Annotated in this window: 3 protein-coding genes; all 3 read right to left on the bottom strand. The window is 70.2% G+C overall.

Features of this window, described 5'->3' with window-relative positions:
• The coding region (locus PV363_RS17150) for an ABC transporter substrate-binding protein (protein WP_301022996.1) at positions 1–819 on the bottom strand (819 nt) is incomplete at its 3' end.
• A gap of 32 nt (positions 820–851) precedes the next feature.
• Positions 852–1,685, bottom strand: coding sequence for an ABC transporter ATP-binding protein (locus PV363_RS17145; RefSeq protein ID WP_220345789.1), 834 nt, complete (start codon positions 1,683–1,685; stop codon positions 852–854).
• A 67-nt stretch (positions 1,686–1,752) separates the two neighbouring features.
• Positions 1,753–2,607: beta-propeller fold lactonase family protein (locus tag PV363_RS17140; protein ID WP_301022995.1), on the bottom strand; the 855-nt coding region annotated here is incomplete at its 5' end.

The raw sequence follows: 2,607 nt of genomic DNA, 5'->3' as shown, positions 1-2,607 counted from the left end.
CTCGTTGCCGATGTACCAGTAGAGCGTGTCGGCCGGGAGCTTCGTCAGACCCTCGACGTCGGTGGTCCCGAGGCCGTAGGCGGGGTCACCCTCGATGCCCGGGATCGTGGTCCACGGGTTGGCGAAGCCGAGCTCCTTGAGGAGCGCGCCGAGCTGCGAGCCGTCGAGGTACGGACGGACCGAGACCGCGCCACCGGCCTCGTACGCATCGCTGAACGCGACCGGCTTGCCCGCGAGACCGGCCTCGTCGACCGCCTTCTTGGTCTCGTCGAGCTTCTTGTCGAAGTCTTCCTTGAGCTTCTTCGCCTCGTCCTCGGTGCCGGTGGCCTGCGCGACGAGGTCGACGTTCTTCCACATCTGGCCGAGCGGATCCTTCGCGTCGCCGCCCGGGACGACGATGACGGGGGTCGTCTTCTCGATCTGCTCGATCGCGTCGCCGACGAGCTGGTCGGTGACGAAGACGGCGTCGAGGTCGAGGCTGGCGAGGGTGTCGAGGCTCGGCTCGCCCCGCGTGCCGATGTCGGTCGCGTCGTCATCGAGCTCGACGGACTTGTCCCAGGTCTTGAAGCCCTTGATGTCGGACACCGCGGTCGGCTGGACGCCCAGCGAGATGAGGTACTCGACGGTGTTCCACTCGGTGGAGGCCACCTTCTTGGCGGGGCCGTCGAGCGTGACCTTCTTGCCGCGCGAGTCGGTGATGGTGATCTTCTCGCCGCCGTCGGACGAGGCGTCGGCGTCGTCCTCGGTGGTGCCGCAGGCGCCGAGCGCGAGGGTGAGGGCTGCCGCGGACGCGACGAGCAGGGTACGGGTGGGCTTCACGGCCTGGGTTCTCCTTCGATGGGGGTACGCCGTCAGAGGGTGACGGCGATGGTGGGACGAGCGTGGTGGCGCGCACGGGCGCGGGTACGGAGGTGGCCGTCGTGAGGGTCGACGTGCACGTCGACAGTGACCCCGTACGCGGGTGAGAGCAGCTCGGTCGTGAGCACTTCCTGCGGGGTGCCGACCGCGGTGACCCTGCCCTCGACGAGCAGGACGACCTCGTCGGCGACCGCGGCCGCCTGGTCGAGGTCGTGCAGGACGATGCCGACGGCGATGCCGTGCTCGTCGGCGAGGTCGCGGACGATGTCGAGGAGCTCGACCTGATAGCGGAGGTCGAGGTACGTCGTGGGCTCGTCGAGCAGCAGCACCGGGGTGTCCTGCGCGAGGCAGCTCGCGAGCCAGACGCGCTGCGCCTGTCCACCCGAGAGGGTGTCGACCCCGCGCCCGGCGAGCTCGGTGACGCCGGTCATCTCCATCGCGCGCTCGACGATCGCGTGTCCGTCGGGATCGCCGCCGCCCCACCGCGAGCGGTGCGGGTGACGGCCGTACGCGACGACCTCCCGGACGGTCACGCCGCCGGGAGCCGAGCGCGACTGCGAGAGGAGCGTGAGACGGGTGGCGAGCTCCTTGGCCTTGAGGTCCGTGACGGACTCGCCCTCGCACAGCGTGATCTGGCCGGCGGACGCCTTGTGCAGGTGGGCGAGCGTCCGCAGGAGCGTCGACTTGCCGCTGCCGTTCGGACCGATCAGCGCGGTCACGCGGCCGGGGACGAGCGCGATGCTCACGTCGTCGACCACAACGGCCGAGCCGTACGCCGCGCAGACGCCGTCAGCGGTCAGCTCGGGTGCGCGCGGGTTGGTGTCCACCTAACAAAGGTAAGGCATACCTATGTAACAAGGGAATCCCAGGCTGTGATTTCAGTCCGGCGAGTCTCTAAGCCGGGCCCACCGCGATCCAGGTCGGCGCCGGGGTCGCGAGCCGGCCCGTGGGTGCACCGAGCTGCCCTGAGACCCCGAACTCGTACGAGGCGATCGCAGCGGAGCGCTCTCCGGCGACGAGGACGTAGCCGCCGACCACGGCGAAGTGGCGTGGCCAGCTGACCCCTGCAGGCGTCTCGGCGACACGAACGAGCGATGCGGATCCGGTGTCGAACACCGCCAGCGAGTCCGGCCCGCGATTGGAGACGACGACGTGGGCGCCCTCACCGGTCGTGGCGATCTGTGCGGGATAGGTGGTCTCGTGACTGGCCGTCGTCCGGACCTCGGAGATCACCTCGGCGACGGTCTCGTCGGCGATCCCGTCGGAGTCGCCTCGCTTCTCGAGGTTCAGGTGCAGCAGCGTCGCCGACAGCTCCCCGATCACGAGCACCCCGGCCCGGCCCGGGTGGGAGACGACCTGGCGGGGGCCGGTTCCCGGAGGCAGCACCCAGGCGTGTCGTCGCTCCAACCGGCCGTCGCGGGTGATCGCCAGCGAGGTGAGCCGGTCCGTACCGAGGTCGACACAGAGCACGTTCTCACCGGCGACGTCCACAGCGACCATGTGCGGGTGCGGGGCATCCTGCCGTTCGGGGTGTGGACCCGAACCAGTCATCTGCACGCGGTCGACCGTCGCCTGCGGTCGTCCGTCCGGCGCGAGTGCGACGAGGGAGACGGTGCCGCCGAGGTAGTCGGCCGTCAGCAGCCATCGGCCGTCGCGGGTTACGGCGGCATGACACGGCGTTGCGCCGGTCGGAGCCGTCCCGATGACCTCCATCGCACCGGACTCCGCCACGGTGACGGCGGTGATACC

It is taken from the genome of Mumia sp. (assembly GCF_028803055.1).
In the GTDB taxonomy this organism is placed as follows: domain Bacteria; phylum Actinomycetota; class Actinomycetes; order Propionibacteriales; family Nocardioidaceae; genus Mumia.
This window is presented reverse-complemented; position numbering and strand designations above follow the sequence as displayed.